The following is a 19,407-nucleotide window of genomic DNA, read 5'->3' on the forward strand; positions in this document are numbered from 1 at the left end:
CGATTCCTGGTATCACCAGGTTTTATAAACGTCGTCGTTTTCCTGCTTGGCGTTATTTTTGGCAGGAGGGGTTATGTCGGAAGCAGCAACTGCAGCCGCAGTTTCTTTCAATGCCTCGTTGTCGACCTTGTCCGCTCCGCCCATTTTACTGGTCCCTTCAAACACGCTGCCTTCTTCAATGGAAAGGGAAGAGGCGACCATGTTCCCGAACAGCTTGCCTTTGGATGTGATCGATAGCTTGTTTTTCGCATGAACGTTGCCGTTGACGGTGCCGGCGATGATGATATTGCGGGCCAAAATATTAGAATGGACCACGCCCTTCTCCCCAACCGTCACATCGCCTTCGCATTCGATGTCGCCGGTGATTTGCCCTTCGATGCGCACGCCGGCGTCCGAGCGGATTTTTCCTTCAAAAATGCTGCCTTCCCCGATCAAAGTATCTGTCGTGTTCGGGTCCAGCTTCACGGATTTTGCATTATTCCTTAATTTCATGGATCACTCTTCCTCTCCGGGTTTTCTAAGGTAATTGGCCGGATCGACCGTACTGCCGTTCTTGACGACCTCAAAGTGCAGATGGGGTCCGGTGCTGCGGCCGGTGGAGCCTAGCTCCGCAATGATCTCGCCTTGTTTGACGGTGGCGCCAACCTTGGTCAAAATTTTGCTCAAATGCATATAGTTCGTTTTCAATCCCGAGGGATGGGAAATCGTGACATAGTTGCCGCGAGCGCTGGTGCGTCCGGTTTCGATGACCTTGCCGTTGGCTGCAGCATAAATGGGGTCGCCGATGCTCCCCCCGATATCCATTCCGGCATGCTTCGTTAACCGCCCGGTAAATGGATCTTCCCGTTCACCGTAATCGGAGGTGACCCGGGTGGAATCTGTAGGCCAATAGGTTGGCAAGATCGCCATCAGCGCCTTGTATTCCTCGACGGCCACTTTGGTCTGCTCCAGCCGCTGCTGTAAACCGGGCATCTCCTTCAGCGAGGTAGTAATGCTCTCCTTCGTCTCCTGAACCAAATTCGCGATGTCCTGATCGGTCAGCGGAATCGATTCTCCGCCAACTCCGCCTTCGTCAGCGAGGGAGGCCTTCGCCGGAGTGCTGGTAGCGGCTGCTGTTTTGTCCTTCGCTTTGCCGGCCCCACCGTTCGTTAGCGATTGAAGCTCGGCTTCCAATTGCTCCAGTTCGCTCATTTTCGATTCGATCGTTTTCGATTTTTCCGACAGTTCCATCAGCTCATTTAACAGCCGGTCAATCTCCTGCTCCTTGTTGACGACGGTGTTCCTGAACTGGTTCGACGAATCCGACAGCTGGGCTTCAAGCGTCCCAATCCGGTTCGTGTGGGTGCGGTTCATCGCATATAGGACCAATACCGAAGTGAGCAGCGCAGCTGCAGCGACCAGAATGGCCAATAAGTAGAAAAAGCGAAATTTTAAACGGAACACGGGGCTGGTACCTTCCGGTACAATGAGCAGTGTGTAGCGCCGGTTCACGTTTTTTTTGAATCGAAACTTCATTTCTTCCTCCTGATCATCTTGAGTTGAGCCTGTCATTATGTAGGACCAAGATCATATCTTTCTAATGCCAATACAACTATTTCGGCAAATTGTGGCAAATCCCTTTTTCATTTAAAAAAATTTTGTAACTATTTTCACGGGTAAAGCAGGAATTTGTCGAAGGGAAGCGAAATGAGAAATGATTGGAAATGTCTTATTTCCTAGATGTGAGGAGGTAATTATGATCAGAATTGCCGGAATCGACGTTGGCAATGACAGCGTTAAGGTAGTAGTTGACGGTTCGCAACGACCGATCATTATTCCGAGTATCGTTTCTCCCGGATATGATAGACATGTGCTGCAAGAAGAGGACTCTCCGCTGAAGGCGCTGGATGTTCGAGTCTATAGCCCTAAATTAAAGAGAAATAACCAGCGGTATTTCGTAGGCCTATTAGCGATGGAGGACCAGGACAACTCCGAACTGGAGGAAACGGACAACAAAGCGACCAGCGATCAGTCTCTGGTCGTGGCGCTGACGGCGTTAGCCTATGCGGCCCTTGCCGGACAAACCTATCCGACCACGGGAACCGGGATCGAAGAGGTGGAATACATTCTTGGTACCGGGTTGCCGGTACGCACTTATGTGGCCTTTCACAAAGCGTTCGAGGAGCGGTTAACCGGGGAGCACGAAGTGACGTTCCTGTCTACGCCGGAGCTGCGCGGGCGTACGGTGCGCATTAACATCCGCCGTACGATCGTTTCGGTCGAGGGGGCGGCTGCCCTGTTCCATTTGGCCACAAACGATACGCTACAAGTACGGAACGAAGAACTGCATAACGGCTGCATCGGGATTTGCGAGATCGGCGCCTTGACCACCGATTTCCCGGTGGTGAAGCGGATGAATATCGATAATCAGTTCAGTACCGGTGAGCAGTTTGGCCTCGCTACATATCTGGATTCGATTATCCGCGATGTTGAGGATCAGTTCGGTTATCGCTTCCCGAGCCGTACGAAGCTGATCGGGCGCATCCGCAACCGTGAGTTCATCATCCAAAGAGTAGGGGAAGGACAAGCGGACATCCGGCCAATTGTTGACATGTATTTTAGCCGGGCGGCCCAGAAGCTGGTCGATCTGATCCGCAAGCGGTGGAAGAAATACCCCGATATCGAATGCTTCTACGTGCTTGGCGGCGGCGCGGCAGCGCTGAAATCGTACCTGATCGAAGCGGCTGGCCCGATGCGTTTGCGGTTTGAAGAGAATAGCGAGATTCTGAACGTGCAGGGTTACTTGAAGCTGGCCAAGAACAAGGCAGGGCAACAACCTAACCCGGCGTAAAACTCCTAGTCATTGTCCCGGCGGTGTGTGTACCGCCGGATTTTTTTTGGTTTTGAAGCTCCTGGAACCGGTGATATTCTTTAAATTTAATCCTTCAGGTATAATAAGGAAAAACCGAAGGAGGCTGGGAGCCGTGAGCTACTAAAATACCTTTATTCGCGTGTCGGCTGATTGCCCCGTGGACGCGGGATCGTCCCGATGTCGACGAGAGCTGCGAAACCAGCCCATCTCATTCAATATGAGCTGCAAGCTGGTTTGGATATACACAAGAGTCCTGATGGAGGGATCACAATGGGGAAAATGTTTGATTCGTTGTTGCCGGAGCATGAAGCGTTTTATTCGCCGGCAGCATCTCTTTTTTGTGGTCTCAGCACCGCTAAGTGCCGAGGGGCATGTTAATCTGTCGCCCAAAGGGGAAGATGCGCTTCGGATTCTGTTGCCTAACGAGGTTGCTTACTTGGATTTGACAGGCAGCGCGAACGAAACGGCAGCCCGTCAGCCTGGACGGCTTGCCGTCGTCGTTCGCTGAGTAGAGCAATATAGGAGAGATGAAACATGATGGAGGAAATTCAAGGGGAATTGTACACGGTGGAGACGATGCAGGCGGATTTGAGGGCTCTAGGCGTGAAGGAAGGAGTTACGCTGCTCGTCCATTCCTCGTTTAAAGCGTTAGGAAAGTGGGTGTGCGGCGGTCCTGCGGCGGTCGTCCTTGCTTTGGAGGCGGCGCTGGGCGAGCAAGGCACCTTGGTGATGCCAACCCATTCGAGCGACCTTGGGGATCCGGCCCGCTGGCAGAATCCGCCGGTGCCTCAGGCGTGGTGGGATACGATTCGCGAGCAGATGCCGGCCTACGATCCTGACCTGACCCCGCTATGGTATATGGGCGTCATCCCAGACACGTTTCGCCGGCAGAAGGGCACGATTCGCAGCGGTCATCCGCAGGTGTCGTTTGCAGCCAGAGGCCGAGAGGCCCTGAAGATCACGGCAGATCACGGCTTGGAGTTCGGGCTGGGTGAGCGCTCGCCGCTCGCGCGGATTTACGAGCTGCGCGGAGAGGTTTTGCTGCTTGGAGTAGGGCACGAGAACAATACGTCGATCCATTTGGCGGAGTGCCGGGCGAACTATCCAGGGAAGCAGACCTACACGGCCAAGGCGCCGTTGCTGGTGAATGGGGAAAGACGTTGGGTAGAATTTACCGAGCTGGAGTACGATTCAGAGGATTTTGAGCGGCTGGGCGCCGACTTTGCGCGGGACACCGGGTTGGTGAAGCAGGGACAAGTAGCCGGGGCCACCGCGCTGCTGATGCCCCAACGGGAATTGGTAGATTATGCGGTAGGATGGTTGGAGCGCCACCGGGTTTCATAGGATACCGGATTGTGTTCCAGTTCCCATTTTATTGGTATAGCTGCCCACCTCTGCTGAAGAAGTGGTTTGACGATGTCCTGACTTTCGGCTTTCGTTGCTTACAGTGTCAAACATGCGAGTGAGGCGGATCTGGCACATGAAGCAGAAAAGGATGTGGAATTTATCCGGTCGCCAAGAGCCGTACTCGTCCATTGATTCTAAAATAAAGGGACAGCCTCGTAGAGCTTGGAAGCTCTCTCGGGACTGTCCCTATTGTATTGCTCGATGATGATGTTCCGCTGGATTCTGCGGTTAACGTGCTGCATCCTCGTCGAATCCGTACTCGACCTCAAGGTCCCAACCAAGCATCCCGCCCAGAAAATTGTGAACACGTTCAAAGCCCTGCGCCTGCAAGTAACGAGCTACCTCGTAGCTGCGTGAACCGCTGCGGCACACAAACACATATTCCTGCTTCGGATCGAGCTCATCCAGCCGGTCCGGAATTTCACCCATTGGGATTAATGGAATCCCGGGAATATGACCGGCTTCGTATTCAAACGGCTCGCGCACGTCGATTACGATCGTTTCGTTGGCGGGATCCTGAAGCAAGGCGTGCAGTTCGTCCTTATCGATATGGGAGATGCCTCCGATCATTTGGGGCATGGTATCAGTCCTCTTTTCCATAGAGTAGGATAGTAGATTACTTCTTTCGTTTAACCTTCGGCGCCTGTCGGCTCGTTAAAAATCCCCATGCTCAAGTATCTCTCCCCGGTATCCGGTGCGATGCATAATACGCGTTTGCCAGGGCCTAACCGTCTGGCTAATTGGATTCCTGCCCACACCGAAGCTCCGGACGACGGCCCAACTAAGATGCCCTCGCGAGCGGCCAAGCGCCGCGTCGTCTCCAGTGCATCTTCATCGCTGACTTGGACGATCTCGTCATAGATGGCGGTATTCAGCACCGGCGGGATAAACCCGGGGCTGGTTCCCACCAGCTTGTGCGGCCCCGGCTCTCCGCCGGACAGCACTGGCGAGCCTTGCGGCTCAACAACGGTGATATGGAGGTTTGGGATCTTACTTCGCAAATATTCCCCGGTCCCGGTAATCGTGCCGCCCGTGCCAGCCGTTGCGACAAACCCGTCGAGCCGGCCTTCCATTTGCTGCACGATCTCCGGCCCGGTGGTAAGCCGGTGAATTTCCGGATTCGCAGGGTTCTGGAACTGCTGCGGCATAAAGCTGCCGGGGATTTGGGCCAGCAGTTCTTTGGCTTTGGCGATCGCACCGGGCATCCGCTGCGCTGCAGGCGTCAACACGACTTCAGCTCCGTAAGCCTGCAGCAGGCGAATCCGTTCCTTCGTCATGTTGTCCGGCATGACCAGAATGATCCGATACCCTTTGGCTGCGGCGTTCATAGCCAGCCCAATGCCCGTATTCCCGCTGGTCGGCTCGATGATCGTGGCGCCGGGAGTGAGCAGACCTGCTTGTTCGGCCGTCCTGAGCATGTGGGCAGCCGCCCGGTCCTTGACGCTTCCGCTTGGATTGGCAAACTCCAGCTTGACGTATACGTCCGCATCCTGCGGTGAGACGAGCCGGTTTAATTTGACGACCGGAGTCTCGCCGATCAAGTCGGTGACGTTACGGACCGTTTTACGAGTCATGGCGGTTTGGCCCCTCTCTCTTAAATTTAAAGTTATTTTATTATTCTACTCGGGAACCTCTTATGGTTTCAAGCAAGCGCCCCTTGGAGAGCAGAATAAAGCCGGGCAACCCAACGCGTGGGGCCCGGCAGAATAGGATCGAGCTGGATTTTCAGACCTTTGCGTTACCAAGTGGATAAAGCGGTCCGTTTCCAGGTGTCTTTCGCAACGCAGACGTAAATATAGTTCTCATCCCAGGCGATATCTCCGGGGTTCCCTGGAGCCTTGGAGGAAGCCGGCGTGCGGGACTCGCGAATACGGATGCCGTCCCCCTGGATATCCAGTGCACTTTGCGGATCCTCTGTGCCGATACCAACTTGGCCGTTCTCGCGTTTGACCGTAAGCGCACTGTCGATCGCTTCTCCTTTATCCGAATAACGGATCAGGTTAAAATCCGCTCCGGCGTTGTTGCCGCTGAGCTCAGCGCTGTTGGCGCGCAGGCTCCAGAGCGGAGCCGTGGCATTATCCTTGCCGGTGACGGCGAATTGTACATCCCGATTACCTTCGCCAGCTACCCGCAAAATGCCGTCCATGACGTTGAAGTTGGACGAATGGGTGCGAATCTCTGCGACGTCGGTATCATAAGGGATTTCCAGGCGGGTAAACAGCTGATCCTTATATTCCCCAGTCGGCGACATCGTGGTTTCGATCGAAATATGCTTATGATCATGTTGTTCCGGATTGTTCGCTTTATCATGCGAGATAATCGCCGTTTTGTCTTTGCCTTCCTCATCGGCCCAAGCGATTGCCGGTTTGGCGCGGTCTCCTGTCCATTGCAGACGGATCAGGTCGGACAGATGGCCTTCACTTTCGATCCATTGCTTATTCGTTGACAGATGGAGCCGTTCGTTTTCCGGAAGGGCCAGACCTCCGCCAGGCAGCTTGGATTCCGTAAAAGGGGAAGTCGTGGAAGAAGCGCCTTTGGATGTGCCAAGCATTTGGCATCCTCCCACAAAGATGAGGCTGACGCCCAGTGCGGCGATTGAAGCGCATTTGACAAATTTCATTCCATTCTCTCCTTTTCGGTGAATATTTGACGGCGAATGTGTTTTTTCGGCCGCAACTCTACTAGAGATCATAAAGATTTTAAAATACGCAGGGCAATAGGCATTTCGAATGGTTTCAAGAGGCGCAGCTGAGAGATCATCACGAAATGGAAGAAAAATGGGAAGGAAGCATCAGAAGCTTGGGATGGTTGTGAAGCAAAACATCAGCTTGGAGAAAGTTGAGGAGATAGACCTAAGACGAAAGTTTTGTCAAGTTGTGGACAAGCTTATCCACAACTTGTTAGCTATCTTTGTGAAAAAAGGATGAAAGCTTGGTGTACCAGTGAATTGAGCAGGTTTCAGAAAATGATTTGTTGTGTTTTCAGAAAACTGTGGATATTGTGAATAATTTAGTGGATAAAACTAGCATGCGACAAAAAACGACGATATCCCCGCGAAAAAACGGCCCAGCGGGCCGTCTTGAAGTTTTGTTGATTCTGCATAATGGGGATAAAGTTGTGAATAACTTGAACGAGAAAAAATGAACAATTGTTTAAAAAATTGTGACCTTACCCCTCGGCCAGCGCTTCCCATTCTTCATAGGCGGAGGAGAGCTGTTCTTTCCTACGGTCGATCCCGTCTTGCCGTTCTTGAACCGCCGTATAATCCTGATACACCTCGGGGAGGGCCAGTTCGTTTTCGAGCTCGGCGATTTCTTCCTCCAGCTTGGAGATCAGCGCCTCCAGCTGCTCGATGCGGCGTTGGCGGTTTCGCTCCTCCCGTTTGGCCTGCTTATCGGCTTCATAGGAAGCGGCGCCGGACTTGGCGGCAGGTGCCTCCGGCTCGGCTTGTTTTTGAGCGGAATTTACGGATGCTTTCGCGGTCCCGGCGTTCGTCTGATCGGCGGCGAGTTCGGCAAGCTCCTGTTTTTTTGCCAAATAATCATCATAATTACCCAAGAAATGTTCTGCACCGTTCGGATGCAGTTCGACAATCCGCTCGGCCATCTTGTTCAGGAAGTAACGGTCATGGGAAATGAACAGCAGCGTCCCGTCGTATTCGATTAATGCGGACTCCAGCACTTCCTTACTGAATAGGTCCAAATGGTTGGTCGGTTCGTCCAGGATCAGCACGTTGGCCTTTAACAGCATCAGCTTGGCCAGCGCAACCCGAGCTTTCTCACCGCCGCTTAACGCCGCTACCTTCTTGAGCACGTCGTCGCCGCTGAACAGGAAATTGCCCAGTACGCTGCGAATCCGGGCTTCTTCGATGTGGGGAAATGCGCCCCACACTTCCTCCAGCACGGTGTTGGCCGGGTTCAGATGCGTTTGTTCCTGGTCGTAATAACCGATCTTGACCTTAGCTCCCCAGGTGATGGTCCCATCCGTTGGCTGCAACTCGCCGGTCAGGATTTTCAGTAAAGTCGACTTCCCGATCCCGTTAGGTCCGATCAAGGCAACCGTTTCACCGCGGTACAGGTCGAAGTTAACGTTTTGGAATAACGGTTTGGATTTGTCCGCAAACGCGTAGGACAGGCTGTTGACGTGCAGCACTTCCTTGCCGGTCATCACTTCGGCCTCGAAGGAGAAGCTTGCGCGTTTCGGATCGCCGAGCGGTCGGTCCAGGATTTCCATCTTCTCCAACGCTTTGCGCCGGCTTTGCGCCCGCTTCGTTGTGGAAGCCCGAACGATGTTCTTCTGAATAAATGCCTCCATCCGGGCGATTTCATCCTGCTGTTTCTCATATTGCTTCAGCTGGCTTTCGTATTCCGCCGCCTTCAGCTCGATATACCGGCTGTAGTTGCCCGTGTAGCGGCGCGATTGATGGCGTTCAATCTCTACGATAGCCGTGACAAGCCGGTCTAAGAAATAGCGGTCATGCGAAACGACCAGCAGGGCGCCGGAATAATTGCGCAAATAATCCTCGAGCCAGGTTAACGTTTCGATATCGAGATGGTTGGTTGGTTCGTCCAGCATTAGCAGGTCAGGAGCTTGGAGCAAAATCCGGGCAAGAGCGAGCCGGGTCTTCTGCCCGCCGCTTAACGTTGCGATAGGGGTGTCCGGCGCAAAATCGCCAAATCCCATGCCGTGCAGCACCATCCGGATGCGGGTTTCCATTTCATAGCCGCCGTGGTCTTTGAACCAATCGGATTTCAGCGCATAGCGGTCGAGCAATTCCTGGTGCGCTTTCTCATCCCGGGCCAGTTCCGGATCGGCAATCTGCTCCTCCATCCGGCGCAGCTCGCGTTCCGTTTCGATCAGCGGGGCGAACACGGCCAGCATCTCTTCCCAGATGGTGCGGTCCGATTGCAATCCGCTGTTTTGCGCCAAGTACCCGATCGTTGTCTCTTTGGCTTTGAAAATTTGTCCTCCGTCATAAGAGAGTTCGCCCGCCAAAATTTGCAGAAACGTCGATTTGCCCGCGCCGTTGACGCCTACGAGACCGATCCGGTCCCGTTCGAGCACCTGCAGGTTAATGCCTTCCAGCACGGGGGTCACGCCGTACAATTTCGTAATGTTCGAAGCTTGAAGCAGCATAACGGTTTCGATCCTCCAAAAAAAGATTTGCAGTCTGTGCATGATAAATAGAACAGATTCGGTGAAACACGTACCTTCAGTGTACATGAAACCAACGCGAAATGCATCGCTGATTGCTTGAAAGTTCAGCTTTTGCAAAGTGGATGCTTTAGTTTTCATTTTGATATAACAATGATACACTAAGGAAGAGATCAGCCGGGTTCGTCCAAGCCTCTTGAACGAGGGCCGGCTAACGTGAGCCGGGAACGGAAAGGGAGGTTACACATGGAGCCAGCGGATGCCAAAAAGGAGCTGCGCCAGCAAATGCTGGCGGTTCGCGCTCAAATCCCGGACGCTTCCCGGTCAGAACAATCACTGGCTGCCAGCCGGATCGCGGAGCTGGAGGTGCTAAAGCCCTTGCGGGCACGGCGCGGCGGGAAGCTGAACGTGTTCTGCTATGTTTCTTTCCGGGATGAGCCGGATACTCGGCCTTTACTGGCCAGCTGCCAGGCCCAAGGGGACCGGTTGCTTGTGCCGAAGATTGGTGCACAGCGGAGCCTAACCTTGCATGAGTTGACGGGGATGGCTGACTTAGTACCTGGCACCTGGGGAATTCCGGAGCCGGCAGCGCATACGGCCATTTGGCCTCCCGAGCGCTACCCCGAGATCGACGTCATTGTGGTTCCGGGGCTGGCTTTTGACCCGAAGGGGGGGCGCATTGGATTTGGCGGCGGGTATTACGATCGCCTGATCGACGAATTGTCCCGTCGCAGCGGCGGCTTAAGTCAGGTCGTCCTAGGCGCCCTCGCCTTGGAGGAGCTGATCCTGCCGGAGGCGATTCCGATGGAATCGCATGACTTCCGTTTGGATCTGCTGTTTACGGCAAAAGGAACGATATATATGAAGGAAAGTAGTGATAAGCTTGGCAAACTCGGAATCAGGGCAAGGCATGACGCATTTTAATGAACAAGGACGCGCCCGCATGGTGGACATTTCCGGGAAATCGGCGACCGTCCGCGAAGCCGTGGCGGAGACGAAAATCTCCATGCTTCCATCAACCCTCGAGGCAATTAAGGAAGGGCGGATCGGCAAAGGGGATGTGCTGGCCGTAGCCCAGGTCGCGGGGATTCAAGGGGCCAAGCGGACGTCCGATTGGATTCCGATGTGTCACCCGCTTGCGCTCACCGGCGTCAACATTACGTTTGACGATAACGGCCGGGACGAGCTGTATATTGAAGCCACGGTGAAGACGGAAGGTAAAACCGGCGTGGAGATGGAGGCGCTCACCGCAGTGTCTGCCGCGGCGCTGACCGTGTATGACATGTGCAAAGCGATGCAAAAGGACATGGTCATCGGTCCGACGCTGCTGCGCTCGAAGTCAGGCGGCAAAAGCGGGGATTACGTGCGTTCGTAATATTTGCGGCGGCTGCTGGATTTTGATATAGATAAAGAAGATAGTTTGCAGTTGGAAATCAGCATGAATCGACATGATCCGGCATTACGTTGGACTTCAAAGGGAGTTCCTATATGGATGAGGAGGGTGACTTCATGGTTTGGAAAACAGCGATCCTTACCGCCAGCGACAAAGGAGCAAGGGGAGAACGTGAAGATACGAGCGCCCAAGTAATCCGTGAGCTGGTGGAGGAGGAATTGGGCGGCGAGATCGTGGAATATCGGATCGTCCCCGATGAACCGGATGAAATTATCGCCGCACTGATTGAAATGACCGATTATTTTCACGCTGATTTGGTGCTGACAACGGGGGGGACGGAGCTGGCGATTCGGGACGTGACGCCGGAAGCCACAAGGCGGGTGATCGAACGTGAAGTGCCCGGGATGGCGGAGGCCATGAGGTACCGGTTGATGCAGAAGAACCCTGCGGCGATGCTGTTTCGGGGAATCGTCGGCATTCGCGGACGGACGCTGATCGTGAATTTGCCGGGAACGCCCAAAGGCGTGCACGAAAATTTGGCAGCGATCATGGATCAACTGCCGGAAGCGTTGCTGATGGTGACGGGGCAATTCCGTTTATAATTCGATTTTCGTTTACACATTTACGGGCTTTATTTTTCTACTACTTCGCGAAGTTGTTAAAGAAATAGACTGTAACTGTGATATTCGTTATGGTATGATGTGGGCGAGTGATTTTATCGGAAGACCTTGTCGATTTCTATGCCGTAACGAAAGGAGAATTACCCATGAGCGCAGGCGGATTTTTGTTGATTGTGATCGCGGCGTTGCTGCTATTTGGTCCAAATAAATTACCTGATCTGGGGCGGGCGGTTGGACGCACGTTCCGTGAATTCAAAGAGGCGACCCGGGATATTGTGGATGATCAGCCGGAAGCCAGAAGAGCGGAACCCGCACCGCAACCGCAGGCAGAGGGCCCCAAACCGGACGACCGCCGTCTTCCCGAATAACCGGGAGCAGCAAGTCAGTTGCATAGGCGTAACCTTGATCCCTTCCTTAGCGGAGGGATTTTGCTTGAGATGGGACGGGAAGCACGGCGGGGAAAGGAGAACCTGAGATGTCGGAGAAAGACAAAGCGCAAAGTCTCGTAGATCATTTGACAGAACTGCGTCGGCGATTGGTAGCGGTTTGCATCGTGTTTGTCGTGGTGCTGGTGGCGGCATTTTTCGTCGTCGATCCGATCTACCACTTTTTGACGAGAAACGCCATATCCGGCGTGACCATCGAATTAAACGCTTTTTCGTTCTGGGACGGCGTTGGCGTGTATATGAAAATTGCGATGCTGGTTGCATTTGGGATCACGCTGCCCTTTACGTTATACCAGGTGTGGGCGTTTGTCAGCCCTGGCCTGAAGCCCCAGGAACGCAGAGCGACCGCGAAGTACATCCCTTATGTGTTCGTCTTTTTCCTGGCGGGCCTAGCCTTTGGTTATTACGTGGTGTTCCCGCTGGCGATGACGTTTACCGGTTCGCTGAACAAGGAGCTGGGACTCGTCGAGACCTACGGAATGGCTGACTATTTCAAATTTCTGACCAACATCGTGTTGCCGATTTCGTTGTTGTTCGAGCTGCCGTTGATCATTTTGTTTCTAACGCAGCTGCGAATCTTAACGCCGCTTCGGCTGAAGAAGATGCGCCGGGTCGCGTATTTCGCGCTGGTGGTCATCTCGGTGATGATCACGCCGGCGGACTTGTTCTCCGCCTTCCTGGTGCTGATCCCGCTCATTCTGCTTTACGAGCTGAGCGTGCTCTTGTCCAAGCGGGTTTATGCGAAGCAGCAGGCGGTGGATGCGGTACGGGCGGAAATGTATAAATGAAAGAACGCGCCTTTGCGTAAGTGGGGCGCGTTTTTCTTTTGCCCGCTGGGGGCTTTGGCGCTGGGGTTCGTGTGGGCCGCAGTTGTAGAGGTGGAGTCGCCGCTCAGCCGCTGTTGTCCGCTCTTTGCCCTGATTGGAGCGAAGAGAAGGTGGTAGCAAATGGCTCCCAAAGCACTAGCGTTGCAATAAAACGCGTTACAAAGTCATGTCAGTCCCGGTGCGGGTTTGCTGTTGCGGTGAGCGAGTGCTGTCACGTGAGCAAGCCACTGTAACTTGAGCGAGCCACTGCCATGTGAGCGAGTCGATCTCGCGGTGAGGGGGTCGCTGACTCGGTGAGGGAACTTGTGTGCGTTGATGGGCTCCGGCGAACACCGTTGAGGCGAGCCTGCGCTCTAACGCTTGCCAGCAACGCTATTGGGCCCAAAACGGGGGCGATGAGAATCTAACGCTTATGAGCGAGCTTATTTGCCTGTTTCACCCTCGAAACGGGGTTCTTTGGAGTAAATAAGCTCGCTGGCAAGCGTTAGAAAAGAAATCCCCCTCATTTGGCCCGAATAAGCGCTGTGGCAAGCGTTAGCCGGAACAGATCACGGCGCCCGGCGGGTGCGGGTAAGCGCAGTTAGGCGCAACTAGAACAGTAAAAGTAACTTGCGCGACGGCAGCGTCAATAGTTGGCAACAGGGAACTCGCGGAGTAACTAAATTAGCGACCCCAGAGTCACTTGCGGAACAACAACAGAAGAACTGCAGGAATAGTGACAGAAGTGACTGTGGCAGTGGCAGTGAGTATTGGCAGTGACAGTGACTATGACTGTGACAATAACAGCAACAACAGTAGCAACAGTAGTAACAGCAACAAATAGCAGCGACAGCCGAGACACCTGCAGCAACAGCGAACCTGCGCTCTAACGCTTGCCAGCAACGCTATTGGGCCCAAAACGGGGGCGTTGTGAATCTAACGCTTATGGGGGCTACAAACTCGACCTTTTCGCCGCCCAAACTCCCAAAGGCGGACGTAAACGCTGCTCGGCGACTTCCCCACTTTTTATGCGGCCCCAAGCCCCGGCACCAGGCCGCCGTAATCCTGCGGGCCATGCTCGTCCATTCCTTCGGAATATTTATCCAAGCTCAAGGATACAATGAGGAAGGCGCGCACTTCATCCCATGAAACAAAGAAAAAAATTTGTACAAAGGAACTTGAAATCTATTCGCAACTTGAGTAATATAAAAGTGGTTGTTAGCACTTAGGATGATTGAGTGCTAACATATATAACAACATCTACACATAACACCACATATTTAAAAGGAGGCTGTTTTTTCATGATCAAACCTTTAGGTGAACGCGTTCTCGTGCAACCGATCGAGCAAGAGGAGACAACGGCATTTGGCATCGTGCTTCCAGACACAGCCAAAGAAAAACCGCAGGAAGGTAAAGTCATCGCCGTTGGCAGCGGAACTTTGAAAGATGGCGTCCGCGTTCCGTTGGAGGTTAAAGAAGGTGACCGCGTTATTTTCTCCAAATATGCTGGCACTGAAGTGAAATATGAAGGCAAAGAATATTTGATTATGAAAGAAAGCGACATCCACGCGATCATCGGCTAATCCGCCGATTCGTATCCGAACGAATATCTACACAACTATATGGGAGGTAATTGAACAATGGCAAAAGAGATTAAATTCAGTGAAGACGCCCGCCACGCGATGCTCCGTGGGGTTGACGCTTTGGCAAACGCAGTAAAAGTAACGCTCGGTCCGAAAGGCCGCAACGTTGTGCTGGAAAAGAAATTCGGCAGCCCGCTCATCACCAATGACGGCGTAACGATCGCAAAAGAAATCGAACTGGACAACGCCTTCGAAAACATGGGCGCTCAGCTCGTCAAAGAAGTTGCGACGAAAACAAATGACGTAGCCGGTGACGGTACGACAACGGCAACGGTTCTGGCGCAAGCGCTGATCCGTGAAGGTCTGAAGAACGTTACTGCCGGCGCTAGCCCAATCGGCCTGCGTAAAGGGATCGACAAAGCGGTTCGCGCTGCAGTCGAAGAACTGAAGAAGATCTCCAAAACGATCGAAGGCAAACAATCGATTGCTCAAGTTGCTGCAATCTCCGCTGCTGACGAAGAAGTTGGCGAACTGATCGCTGAAGCCATGGAGAAAGTAGGTAAAGACGGCGTAATCACGGTTGAAGAATCCCGTGGGTTCGCAACCGAGCTTGAAGTGGTTGAAGGGATGCAATTTGACCGCGGTTATGTATCTCCTTACATGATTACGGATACGGACAAAATGGAAGCCGTACTTGAAAATCCATACATCCTGATCACCGACAAGAAGATCAGCAGCACGCAAGAAATCTTGCCAATTCTGGAGAAAATCGTACAACAATCCAGACCGCTGCTCATCATTGCTGAGGACATCGAAGGCGAAGCTCAAGCCATGCTGATCGTGAACAAACTGCGCGGTACGTTCAGCGCGGTAGCTGTTAAAGCTCCTGGCTTCGGCGACCGTCGCGAAGCGATGTTGCAAGATATCGCTGCTCTGACTGGTGCCCAAGTGATCACGGAGAAACTGGGTCTGGATCTGAAGAGCACGACGATTGAGCAACTGGGTAACGCACGTCAAGTTATCGTTACGAAAGAAAATACGACGATCGTGGACGGCAGCGGCGACAAAGCCGACATCCAAGCTCGCGTCAACCAAATCCGTGCGCAACTGGAAGAAACCACTTCCGAGTTCGACAAAGAAAAACTGCAAGAACGTCTGGCTAAACTGGCTGGCGGCGTAGCCGTTATCAAAGTTGGTGCAGCTACGGAAACTGAACTGAAAGAACGCAAACTGCGTATCGAAGACGCACTGAACGCTACGCGTGCAGCTGTTGAAGAAGGTATCGTTTCCGGCGGTGGCGTAGCCCTCGTGAACGTATACAATGCAGTAGCTGCGGTTGAAGCAACTGGCGACGAAAAAACGGGCGTTAACATCGTGCTTCGCGCTCTGGAAGAGCCAGTTCGTACGATCGCTGCAAACGCTGGCGAAGAAGGCTCCGTTATCGTGGATCGCCTGAAGAAAGAACCAGTCGGCATCGGCTACAACGCGGCTACTGGCGAATGGGTGAACATGATCGAAGCAGGTATCGTTGACCCTGCGAAAGTTACTCGTTCCGCATTGCAACACGCAGCTTCCGTTGCAGGCCTGTTCCTGACAACTGAAGCGGTGATCGCTGACAAACCAGAACCAGAAAAACCAGCTGGTCCAGACATGGGCGGAATGGGCGGCATGATGTAAGATAGGCTGTAAAGCCTAACCTATAGAGGTCTCTCTTTTGGGAGGCCTCTTTTCTTTTTTCATTATTATATGCAAATGAACACTCAGTGTAGATTAGAGCAGGAGCGAATCCACCAATATCCTCATGTCGTCAATTTGTAGTTCAAATGGCACGAAAGCTCATTATAATGGCTATAAAAGTTGTGTAATCTGTGTATGTTGTCGTATATTTTAAGTCAAATACCAAGGAGGCTTACTAACGAATGATTCGCATTGGCAAAATCAGCTATTGGCATGTTCATGCAGAAGATTACACGAAGCAGGCACTAGAGCATCCCGAGACGGAGCTGGCCGCGATCTGGGATGAACTTCCCGAACGCGGGCAGGCCAAAGCGGCGCAGTACGGAGTACCGTATTATGCCTCGCTGGATGAGATGCTCGCGCAGGATGACATCGATGCGGTCATCGTGGATGCACCAACGAATATGCATCGCGAGGTCATGGTGAAGGCGGCGGAGGTGGGCAAGCATATTTTCACGGAGAAAGTGATCGCTCCTACGGCGAAGGAAGTATCGGACATTCTTGCTGCGGTTCGAAAAGCAGGGGTGAAGCTGATGGTTTCCCTGCCGCGCCTGTACGACGGCTATACGCAGACGATTGACCGCGTGCTTCAAGGCGGCAAGCTCGGCAAGCTAACCATGGCGCGGGTGCGGCTGTCGCATAACGGCGCGACCGCGAACTGGCTGCCCGAGCACTTCTTCTCGAAGGAGCAGTGCGGCGGCGGCGCCCTCATTGACTTGGGTTGCCATCCGATGTACCTGGTACGGCGTTTTTTGGGTATGCCCGAAAGTGTAAGTGCGAATTTCGGTTATGTGACGGGCAAGGAAGTCGAAGACAATGCCGTAGCCATCCTGCGTTATGCGGAAGGCGCGCTTGGCATCGCCGAAGCGGGCTTCGTGAACAGCCACTCGCCGTTCTCCATCGAGCTTCACGGAACGGAAGGCACGCTGCTGTACGGGTTCCCGGATGAGGTTCCTGTCGTTCGTTACAACGGCGGGAGCGGACAATGGGAGAAGCTGGCGCTGGAGGACCGATTACCTTATGCGTTCAGCCAATGGGTGGAACATATCAAGCAAGGCACCGAGGCGACGGAAAACATCGCAGCGGCTGTCGATCTGACCAAACTCATGGAAGCTGCGAATCGCTCAGTGGCGGAAGGCCGCCCGATCCGGATCGACGAGCTGGCGGAATAATAACGGATTATCATCGAAGGAAAAGAGGGATCAAGATGCGGGCAGATCATCGCGAATCGACAGGGAAGAAGCCGGTTGACCGTAAAGCGGCGGGGAGCGCAAGTCCTTTTCCGTACGCCAGAATGGCGGAAAGGCAGGATGCACTCGACCGGCTGGAGCTGCAATTCCGCTGGGGTGGTTACGGAATTCGCGTGCTGCGCTGCCATCTGGCCTCGTTTCCTCCTGGACATATCATTCAATTTCATAAGCACTCGGGCTATGAATTCCATTATATTCCGAAAGGCAAGGGCAAAGTGATTCTCGTTGACCAGACTTATGATCTCCACGAGGGGCTATTCTATTTGACCGGACCGGATCTGGTGCATTACCAGGAATCGGACCCGGAAGATCCGATGTATGAGCTTTGTCTTCATTTGGAGATCGAGCCGCTGGAGGCGGACGCCCAGCCCGGCGGCTGGGGAGACGAGTTGGAGGCAGCGGAGGCGGAGGAGTGCATCACCTCGTTGGATCGTTTGCCCATCGCACCGGTCGTTGACCGGTTCCATGCGATGAGCGGTTTTCTGGAGGCGTACCGTATTTTGGAGGAGCAGCCGATCGGCTTCTACACGCTGCTGAAGCAGGAAATCGTGCAGATTTTGCTGCGCACCGTTCGCGTGCTGGACCGGGCCGACGACAGAAGGGGAATTCCAGAACGGGATATGAGCTTCCATCGCTACAAGTTGGCCACGCAATACATTCAGGACAACGAGAGCATGCCGATCTCGCTGGAGCAGGTTGCGGAGGCAATCGGGATCAGTCCCCGGCAGCTTCAGCGGATCTTCCGCAGTGAAGGGCGGACGACGTTCCGCGATTATTTGGAGCATACGCGGCTGACCGCGATCTGTTCGGACCTGCTCCTGACAGACAAAGCGATTGAGGAGATCGCCATTGCCCACGGTTTCGCGAATCCCAATTATCTGTATCCGGTGTTCAAGAGCAAGTACGAAGTGACGCCAAGCGCGTACCGCAAAATGCATGCGGGCGAGCATTCGGCGCCCCATTCCAAACGAGAGAAGGAAGCGAGCATATGAGTAAACAATTGCGTATCGGCATTATTGGAAGTGGCGGAATTGCCAAAGCCCACGTAGCGGCTTACCGGAAGCTTCCGTTCGTAGAGATCGTGGCAGTCGCCGACGTGATTCCGGGCAAAGCCGCGGATTTCGTGGAGGCGCTGCAATTGGTTGGCGCAGCAGCCTATGACGGCCATCGCAAGCTGCTCGAGCAAGAGTTGGATGCCGTCAGCATCTGTACGCCAAACGTCTCGCACCATGAGACAACGGTCGATTCGCTGAAGGCGGGCAAGCAAGTGCTGCTGGAGAAGCCGATGTCCGTCACGTTGGCGGAGGCGCTGGAAATGACCCAGGTTGCGCGCGACACCGGCAACATGTTGTCCATCGGGTTCCAGCCCCGCTATGACCCGAATATGAAGCTGCTGCAGGAAATTGTGCAATCCGGGCGTTTAGGCAAGGTCTACTACGCCGAGACGGGCGGCGGCCGTCGGCGTGGCATGCCGGGAGGCACGTTTATCAGCAAGAAGCTGGCGGGAGCCGGGGCGATGGCAGACATCGGCTGCTATTCGCTGGACATGGCGCTGAATACGCTGGGGTATCCTCGTCCGCTTTCGGTATCTGCTTTTACGTCGAACCATTTTGGCCGTAACCCGCTCTATCATCCTGAAGCGTCCAGATTCGAGGTAGAGGACTTTGGCGTGGCGATGGTTCGCTTCGAGAACGATCTTGTGTTGCAGTTCAAAATCTCTTGGGCGATGCACATGGACACGTTAGGCGCAACGATGTTCCTTGGTACCGATGCGGGGCTCAAAATCACGCCGGCAGGCAGCGGTCCATGGTCCGGCGTATGGGACGGCTCGGTAGGTTCAGTTACGCTGTACCACGACGAATACGGACGTAACACCCAGACCCCGATTCCACTCATCGAGCACAAATTGAACCTGTTCGACGAGAAGGTCCGAGACTTCGCAGAAGCGGTTCGCGACGGTCGTCCTGCGCCGATCCCCGGCGAGCAAATTTTGATCCAACAGGCGATTATCGACGGCGTGCTGCGTTCCGCTGAATTGGGCCGCGAGGTGTCTGTAGAACTGCCGCGAAATGATTAATCTATCATCGATATAAAGCATATCTCAACAGTCCCTGCGCTTCTTGGCAGGGGCTGTTTATGTTAGTGTGCCACGCATGGCGA

Annotated in this window: 18 protein-coding genes and 2 pseudogenes; 14 read left to right on the forward strand and 6 right to left on the reverse strand. The window is 53.8% G+C overall.

All coding sequences use genetic code 11. The features are described 5' to 3' along the window. Window positions 1–12: 12 nt before the first annotated feature. Both POTG_RS17970 and POTG_RS17975 read right to left on the reverse strand, forming a co-directional pair. Window positions 13–492 (reverse strand): bactofilin family protein, encoded by a 480-nt coding sequence (locus POTG_RS17970; RefSeq protein ID WP_009226277.1) that lies wholly within the window; start codon window positions 490–492, stop codon window positions 13–15. 3 nt (window positions 493–495) lie between these two features. Continuing rightward, window positions 496–1,515 (reverse strand): M23 family metallopeptidase, encoded by a 1,020-nt coding sequence (locus POTG_RS17975; protein WP_036646110.1) that lies wholly within the window; start codon window positions 1,513–1,515, stop codon window positions 496–498. Window positions 1,516–1,735: 220 nt separating this feature from the next. Between POTG_RS17975 and POTG_RS17980 the strand changes: the two genes are divergently transcribed. The 4 genes and pseudogenes from POTG_RS17980 to POTG_RS24460 form a co-directional block, all read left to right on the forward strand. Further along, a complete protein-coding gene (locus POTG_RS17980; protein ID WP_157273502.1) occupies window positions 1,736–2,830 on the forward strand; it encodes a ParM/StbA family protein in 1,095 nt (364 codons plus the stop codon). Window positions 2,831–3,121: 291 nt separating this feature from the next. Beyond that, window positions 3,122–3,350, forward strand: a pseudogene (locus POTG_RS17985) (pyridoxamine 5'-phosphate oxidase family protein); the annotation flags it as partial. Window positions 3,351–3,388: 38 nt separating this feature from the next. Next, window positions 3,389–4,195 carry an aminoglycoside N(3)-acetyltransferase gene (locus POTG_RS17990; RefSeq protein ID WP_036646140.1) on the forward strand — a complete coding sequence of 269 codons (807 nt, stop codon included), beginning with the start codon at window positions 3,389–3,391 and terminating at the stop codon, window positions 4,193–4,195. A gap of 5 nt (window positions 4,196–4,200) precedes the next feature. Then, window positions 4,201–4,287 (forward strand): annotated as a pseudogene (locus POTG_RS24460) (NAD(P)H-dependent oxidoreductase); the annotation flags it as partial. Between the two features lie 199 nt (window positions 4,288–4,486). Here POTG_RS24460 and POTG_RS17995 read toward each other — a convergent pair. The 4 genes from POTG_RS17995 to POTG_RS18010 form a co-directional block, all read right to left on the reverse strand. Next, window positions 4,487–4,837, reverse strand: coding sequence for a rhodanese-like domain-containing protein (locus POTG_RS17995; protein ID WP_036646112.1), 351 nt, complete (start codon window positions 4,835–4,837; stop codon window positions 4,487–4,489). A gap of 50 nt (window positions 4,838–4,887) precedes the next feature. Continuing rightward, window positions 4,888–5,832, reverse strand: coding sequence for a cysteine synthase A (gene cysK, locus POTG_RS18000; RefSeq protein WP_009226283.1), 945 nt, complete (start codon window positions 5,830–5,832; stop codon window positions 4,888–4,890). A gap of 164 nt (window positions 5,833–5,996) precedes the next feature. Beyond that, a complete protein-coding gene (locus POTG_RS18005; RefSeq protein WP_009226284.1) occupies window positions 5,997–6,878 on the reverse strand; it encodes a hypothetical protein in 882 nt (293 codons plus the stop codon). A gap of 548 nt (window positions 6,879–7,426) precedes the next feature. Then, window positions 7,427–9,394: an ABC-F family ATP-binding cassette domain-containing protein gene (locus POTG_RS18010; protein ID WP_009226285.1), complete on the reverse strand. Its 1,968-nt coding sequence runs from the start codon at window positions 9,392–9,394 to the stop codon at window positions 7,427–7,429. A 264-nt stretch (window positions 9,395–9,658) separates the two neighbouring features. Here POTG_RS18010 and POTG_RS18015 point away from each other — a divergent pair, with 264 nt between their 5' ends. The 10 genes from POTG_RS18015 to POTG_RS18060 all read left to right on the forward strand — a co-directional run bounded on the left by POTG_RS18015 (window position 9,659) and on the right by POTG_RS18060 (window position 19,324). Then, window positions 9,659–10,336, forward strand: coding sequence for a 5-formyltetrahydrofolate cyclo-ligase (locus POTG_RS18015; RefSeq protein WP_009226286.1), 678 nt, complete (start codon window positions 9,659–9,661; stop codon window positions 10,334–10,336). Then, complete coding sequence (gene moaC, locus POTG_RS18020) at window positions 10,323–10,787, forward strand: cyclic pyranopterin monophosphate synthase MoaC (RefSeq protein WP_009226287.1); 465 nt, start codon at window positions 10,323–10,325, stop codon at window positions 10,785–10,787. Before POTG_RS18015 ends, moaC begins: the two co-directional genes overlap by 14 nt. Before the next feature lie 134 nt (window positions 10,788–10,921). Next, window positions 10,922–11,407: a MogA/MoaB family molybdenum cofactor biosynthesis protein gene (locus POTG_RS18025; protein WP_009226288.1), complete on the forward strand. Its 486-nt coding sequence runs from the start codon at window positions 10,922–10,924 to the stop codon at window positions 11,405–11,407. A 164-nt stretch (window positions 11,408–11,571) separates the two neighbouring features. After that, complete coding sequence (locus tag POTG_RS18030) at window positions 11,572–11,793, forward strand: twin-arginine translocase TatA/TatE family subunit (RefSeq protein WP_036646116.1); 222 nt, start codon at window positions 11,572–11,574, stop codon at window positions 11,791–11,793. A gap of 107 nt (window positions 11,794–11,900) precedes the next feature. Continuing rightward, a complete protein-coding gene (gene tatC / locus POTG_RS18035; RefSeq protein WP_009226290.1) occupies window positions 11,901–12,659 on the forward strand; it encodes a twin-arginine translocase subunit TatC in 759 nt (252 codons plus the stop codon). A 1,319-nt stretch (window positions 12,660–13,978) separates the two neighbouring features. Then, the gene (gene groES / locus POTG_RS18040) at window positions 13,979–14,260 is read left to right on the forward strand and encodes a co-chaperone GroES (protein WP_016313170.1); all 282 of its coding nucleotides are present in this window, start codon (window positions 13,979–13,981) and stop codon (window positions 14,258–14,260) included. 57 nt (window positions 14,261–14,317) lie between these two features. Beyond that, window positions 14,318–15,937: a chaperonin GroEL gene (gene groL, locus POTG_RS18045; RefSeq protein WP_009226292.1), complete on the forward strand. Its 1,620-nt coding sequence runs from the start codon at window positions 14,318–14,320 to the stop codon at window positions 15,935–15,937. A 242-nt stretch (window positions 15,938–16,179) separates the two neighbouring features. Further along, on the forward strand, window positions 16,180–17,169 hold the full coding sequence (locus tag POTG_RS18050; protein ID WP_009226293.1) for a Gfo/Idh/MocA family protein: 990 nt from the start codon (window positions 16,180–16,182) through the stop codon (window positions 17,167–17,169). 35 nt (window positions 17,170–17,204) lie between these two features. Further along, window positions 17,205–18,239 (forward strand): AraC family transcriptional regulator, encoded by a 1,035-nt coding sequence (locus tag POTG_RS18055; protein ID WP_009226294.1) that lies wholly within the window; start codon window positions 17,205–17,207, stop codon window positions 18,237–18,239. Then, window positions 18,236–19,324, forward strand: a complete 1,089-nt coding sequence (locus POTG_RS18060) for a Gfo/Idh/MocA family protein (RefSeq protein WP_009226295.1) — start codon at window positions 18,236–18,238, stop codon at window positions 19,322–19,324. Before POTG_RS18055 ends, POTG_RS18060 begins: the two co-directional genes overlap by 4 nt. Window positions 19,325–19,407 lie beyond the last annotated feature (83 nt).

Origin of the sequence: Paenibacillus sp. oral taxon 786 str. D14 (genome assembly GCF_000159955.1) — a bacterium.
In the GTDB taxonomy this organism is placed as follows: Bacteria; Bacillota; Bacilli; order Paenibacillales; family Paenibacillaceae; genus Fontibacillus; species Fontibacillus phoenicis.